Below are 5,139 nucleotides of genomic sequence, written 5' to 3' on the forward strand. Positions count from 1 at the left end.
CGGCCGCCGGCGCCACGTCGGCGGCCAGCGCCGACGCCGTGCCAGTCGTGGACGCGACGCCGCTCGTGGGCGCCGCGCCGGCGGGCAGGGACACCTGGAGCTCGACGCGCACGCGGGCGGCGTCGACGGGCCGCAGGAGCGTGAACGAGCCGTGGTAGCTCAGCCACGCCGCCGGGTCGACGATCTCGCCGGGGCGCAGCCGGTACAGCGTGCGCCCGGGCATCCGGTCGGGCAGGGTGGCCGTGGCCGGGCCGAGATCGGCGGCGTACAGCACGCGCCCGCTCAGGTCCGGGCCGTTGCGAAGGGTCTGGAACGGCACCTGGGTGTAACGGCTGGGCGTGTCCGGGGTGACGACGACCACCGACGGCGCCGAGTACTCCCGCGGCAGCAGCGCGTGGACCAGCGCCACCCGGTCGTTGACGCCCCGCTGGTCACGCACCTTGCCGGGCAGCGACGCGACGGTGAGCGCCCCCATCAGCACCACCAGCGCCCCGGCGGTGGCAGGCCGCGCCGCCCGCGCCCACGCCGTGCCGGCGATCGCCAGGCCGGCCGCGGACCACACCGAGCGGGCGCCGGCGGCGGCGAGGATCACCACCGGGCTCAGCGCCGCCAGGTGGTAGTGCGGGCCGAGCCCGGTGCGCAGCCCCGGCATGGCGAACGCCGAGCCCCACCAGAACAGGTAGCCCCCGACGACCGCGAGCACCATAGCCACGAGCAGCAGCCGCGCACCGCGCCGTCGCGCCCCCAGCGCGCCGACCGCGGCCAGCACGGCCAGCACCGACCCGCCGAACAGCCAGCTCGGGGCCGCTTCCACGGTCTGGCGCGCGGCCTTCAGGGCGAGACGGCGGCCGAAGGGGAAGGTCGGCTCGCTGGGCAGGATACGCCGGGGACCGAAGCCGAACCGGTCCAGCGGGTCGGACGCCGACAGCGGCATACGCAGCGGCGAGCCCGTCACCCACCAGCAGTAGGCGAGCAGCAGCGCCAGGAACGGTGCCGCGCCGAGCAGCACCCAGCCGGCGCGGCGCGACGCCACCGCCACGACGCCCGTCGGACCGGCGTCCGTCGGACCGGCGTCCGTCCGATCGCCGCCCGTCCGATCGCCGCCGACAACGCGCCCCCGGCGCACGTCGCGCCACAGCCGCAGCAGCGCGAACGCCGCGACCGGGGCGAGGACCAGCACCGCGTCGTAGGGCCGCAGCAGCAGCGCGAATCCCGCGCCGGCGCCGGCGGCCAACAGCCACCCGCGGCTCGCGGTGCGCGCCCCGCGCAGCAGCGCCGCGGCGGTCAGGGTGAGCGTGGCCGCGCCGCAGCCGTAGGCCAGCGGCAGCGCGGTGTGCAGCCAGACGAGTGGGCTGAGCGCGACGGCCGCGGCGGCCAGCAGCCCGGTCGCCGCGTCGTCGAACAGCTCGCGGGCCAGCTGGTAGGTGCCGGCGACCCAGGCGGCGGCCACCAGCGCCGGCGCGACGGCCATCGTGCCGAACGCCGCCTGCGACGCCGCGAGCAGCGCCGGCCAGCCCGGCAGGTACTTGGTGAACAGCCGCCCGCCGTGCTCTCCCGTCAGCCACGGCCGGAAGAACGGTTCCATGCTGGCGGCGTCGAGGGTGAGCCGCCCGTGCAGCAGCATCCGGGCCTGCAGGACGTAGGCGGCCTCGTCGGCGTCGCCGGAGCCGTGCCGGTACAGCGTCGCCTGCAGCACCAGGCTCACCGTGAACGACCCGAGGCAGAGCAGTGCGACCAGTCCCACCGGCCCGGCCCACCACCGCCCGCGCGGCCGGTCCCCGCGTCCCCGCCAGGACCGCGCCAGCCGGGCGGCGGGCTCCCGCGCTCCCGCGGCCTCCGGCGCGGTCATCACGGTCCGTGCCCACGGTGGTGCGCCCGCGCGCATCTGCCCCCGCCCCGCTCCAGCCCCCGAGCCGTCCCTGCCTGTTGCGCACACCGGTACGCCGGGCCCTGATGACCATTCGTGTTCGGTCAGGACACCGGCAGTCCGCATTTGTGCGCCCTCAGGCTAGAGGGCGGGATTGCACAGGTTCGCGCCGGGTGCCCCCACCTGGGCGATCAGTCGCGGCGTGCCACCGGTCGCGCCGGGCGCGGTGCCGCGCCGCGGGGGCGCCCGCGCGGCCGGGTGAAGGTGGGGTCAGTGCGGGGCGGTGGGTGGCAGCGCGGGATCGGTCGGGTTGTGCGGGGCGGGATCCGCCGGGGTGTGTGGGACGGGGTCGCCCCACCGGGCGCGCCGCGCCCAGCGGTAGGCGTCGGCCTGGCTGCGGGCGACGACCCGCTCGCGCCGGCCGCCGGGGGTGCACAGCGTCAGGCGGACGTGGCCGGAGCGCGGCTGTGGTGCGCGCAGCAGCCGGCCGGCGGCGTGCGCGGGGGCCTGCCGGGAGGCCACCAGGTAGCCGAACTTCTCGTCCTCGTGGCCGCGCTCGGCGTCCTTGAGGCCGCGGTGCAGCGCGCTGCGCTCGACCCGGCGGGCGAAGTGGCACCAGTCCCCCGCCGGCAGCGGGCAGTCGCCGTCGGACGGGCAGGGGGCGGTGATCGTCGCGCCGGCGTCGAGCAGCGCCCGGCGGGCCGCGAGCAGGCGCTGGTAGCCGGCGGGGGTGCCGGCGTCGACGAGGACGAGGTCGCCGGCGGTGACGCGCCACCAGGCGGCCAGCGCCGCGGGCCGGGCCGCGGCGGGCAGTTCGCCGAGCAGGTAGGCGGCGACGGTGAGGTCGGCCTCGAGCGCCGGCGGGGTCTCGGCGCCGCCGTGGTGCCAGCGGGCGGCACGCAGCGCGGCCCACGGCCGTTCGGCGGCGAGGCGCCGGCCGGCGGCGATCATGAGCGTGGATCGTTCGACCAGGTCGACGCGGGCCAGGTCGGGGAACGACTCCAGGGCCGCCCAGGTGGCGGGCGCGGGTCCCGCGCCGAGGTCGAGCAGGCTCGCGGGTCGCCAGTCGGGTCGGCGCAGCGCCAGTTCGGCGAACACGGCGCGGCTGGCGGCGTGCGTCGCCGGCAGCCGGGCGGCCAGGTAGGCGGCCACATGCTGGTCGGTGAGCTCGCCGTCGGCCGGGGTCGCGCCGCCCGTGCGGTAGAGCTCGGACAGTTCGCGGTAGGCGGCGGACATCGGGCGCCGTCGCGCCTGCGCCCCGGCACCGCCGGGCTCCCGGTGGGTCACGCTCGCAGCGTAGTCAGGAAGCCCGGCGGGCCGGCCCGCGCCGGTTACTCCGGGCTGGGCGGCGCCGGCTCGATCGCGGCGGAACGACGATGGTCGAACACCAGACTGGTCCGCACGTCACTTACCTCGGGGCGCGCGGCGAGCCGATCGGTGACCAGACCGTACAGGCCGTCCACGGTGGGCACGGCGACATGCAGCAGGAAATCGAAGGCGCCGGTCGTGGAGAACAGGCTGACGGTTTCGGTCAGGCCGCTCGCCCAGGTCCGGAAATCCTCGATCACCGCCCGGGACGGGGGGCGGACCCGGACCGAAATCAGCGCCTGTACCGGCCGGCCTATGGCGACGAGGTCCACCTCGGCCCGAAAGCCGCTGATGATGCCTCGTTCCACCAGCGAGCGGACCCGCTGCAACGAGGTGGACGGGACCACGTGCGTCGCCAACGCGAGATCCCGGTTGGTGCGCCGACCATTCTGCTGCAGCAGGCGTAGCAAGGCGCGGTCGAGCTCGTCCAAACCGATTCTCCTCGCCGTCGGGGCATTTGCGCGTTCACCGCATGGGCCTTTCCCCCGCGGTTGCAACATAGTAGCAACATGTCCCGGTATGGGGCGCTTACTCCAGATCTGCCACCCTGCGATGCCCACCGGCCCAGCGGGAGCCGATGGGCGCCGAAGAGCTCCGAAGGGAATAGCGGCACGGGACTTTCCGCACTATGCACGTGCCCGCGGCCCGCGAAGTTCGGTCGATCGCCCGCGGTCGGCTGGACAGATCGGCATGCGCCCCGCGAACCGACGGCGCCGCGGGGCGACGCCCCAGGCCCTCAGTCAGCGGCCCGCCCCGGCTCGGCGCGCCCGGGGCGGGGCCGGCGCCGTCCCCGGACCGGCCGCTGGGCGGGGGCGGGCTCGGCGGTGTCGAGCTGGTCGGCCCCGGCGGCGGGACGACGCCGATCCCTGGCTGGTGGCCGCCCTGCCCGGGCCGGTCGATGGGTCCGGTAGACGGGTCGACGGGGGGCGTGGTGACCTCGCGCGGCCCCGACGACACGATGAGGGTGACCGGCGTGGCGGCGCCGCCCGCGGGCGTGGTGCCCTCGCGCGGGTCGACGGCGACGACGGTGTCGCGGCTGGCCTGGTCGGCGCGCCAACGGCGGCTCACGGTGAAGCCTCTGTCGCGCAGGATCCGCGCGGCCGCGTCGGCCTTCTGCCCGACCACGGGCGGTATGCGCGGGCGGGTGCCGCCGGACTCGTCGGTCCCGACCGCGGGGCCCGCCGGCGGGGTGGCGGCGCCGCTCGCCGTCGGATCCGGGCCGCCACCGGACCCGGGGGACGCCGTCGCGCCGGCCCGCGCCGGACTCGTCGGCGACGCGTCGCCACCGCCGCGGCGGCCGTCCGGCGAGGCGGAGGGCCCGACGCCGGGGCTGGGGCTCGAGGTCACCCCGGGCTGGCTCTGGCCGACGGTCGCCGGCGCCTCGACCTGGTCCGCAGGCCCGCCGCCGGACCGGTCGAACGGCCCCTGGCCGGCCAGGGCGAGGCCCAGCAGGGCGCCGGCCAGCGCCAGACCCGCCGTGCCCAGCACCGTCCGGTGCCGTTCGTCCCACCAGCGCCGCACACCTGCCGCCGGCCCCGCGACCACCGCCTCCTGCGGCCCGGTCAGCGGATCCAGCATGCTCGCGGCCTGGCGGTCCGCCGTGCCGTCGGCGACCCGCACCGGCGGGGCCGGGCCGGCGGGTGGCGGCGGTCCGGTGGACGAGACGGGCGCGGCCAGCGAGGAGGCCGAGGCGGCGTCGGTCGCGGGCTGCGCGGTGGATGAGACGGGCGCGGCGACGCGGGCCGCCTCGGCGAAGGTCAGCGGGCCGCGCCCGGGCGGGCCGGCGAACGGTCCGCGCGGCCGCCTCGGCCATCCGCGGCTCCCCTGCGCCCAGCGGCGGGCCGGCCGGCTGCCTGATCCCGTGATCCCGGCCGTCGTGCCCCGCTCCCCCGCCGGCCATGTCC

The 5,139-nt window shown here is 77.8% G+C and carries 4 protein-coding genes and 1 pseudogene; 1 reads left to right on the top strand and 4 read right to left on the bottom strand.

Annotated elements, in window-relative coordinates; all coding sequences use genetic code 11:
- From C1A33_RS19805 to C1A33_RS35060, 4 genes are all read right to left on the bottom strand, one after another.
- A partial coding sequence (locus tag C1A33_RS19805; protein ID WP_243407739.1) for a glycosyltransferase family 39 protein occupies positions 1 to 1,849 on the bottom strand: 1,849 nt, incomplete at its 3' end.
- A gap of 288 nt (positions 1,850 to 2,137) precedes the next feature.
- Positions 2,138 to 3,154, bottom strand: a complete 1,017-nt coding sequence (locus tag C1A33_RS19810; protein WP_101832936.1) for a small ribosomal subunit Rsm22 family protein — start codon at positions 3,152 to 3,154, stop codon at positions 2,138 to 2,140.
- 44 nt (positions 3,155 to 3,198) lie between these two features.
- Positions 3,199 to 3,666 (bottom strand): Lrp/AsnC family transcriptional regulator, encoded by a 468-nt coding sequence (locus C1A33_RS19815; RefSeq protein ID WP_101832937.1) that lies wholly within the window; start codon positions 3,664 to 3,666, stop codon positions 3,199 to 3,201.
- 97 nt (positions 3,667 to 3,763) lie between these two features.
- On the bottom strand, positions 3,764 to 4,813 hold the full coding sequence (locus C1A33_RS35060; RefSeq protein ID WP_101832938.1) for a PASTA domain-containing protein: 1,050 nt from the start codon (positions 4,811 to 4,813) through the stop codon (positions 3,764 to 3,766).
- Here C1A33_RS35060 and C1A33_RS35855 point away from each other — a divergent pair.
- Positions 4,812 to 5,139: pseudogene (locus C1A33_RS35855) on the top strand (hypothetical protein); the annotation flags it as partial. The gene C1A33_RS35060 and the pseudogene C1A33_RS35855 overlap by 2 nt on opposite strands.

Source organism: Frankia canadensis, from assembly GCF_900197875.1.
In the GTDB taxonomy this organism is placed as follows: domain Bacteria; phylum Actinomycetota; class Actinomycetes; order Frankiales; family Frankiaceae; genus Frankia; species Frankia canadensis.

What these genes read in the sequence shown, in the direction of transcription:
- C1A33_RS35060 (WP_101832938.1), bottom strand. Translation starts at nt 4,813, where the DNA reads ATGCTGGATCCGCTGACCGGGCCGCAGGAGGCGGTGGTCGCGGGGCCG.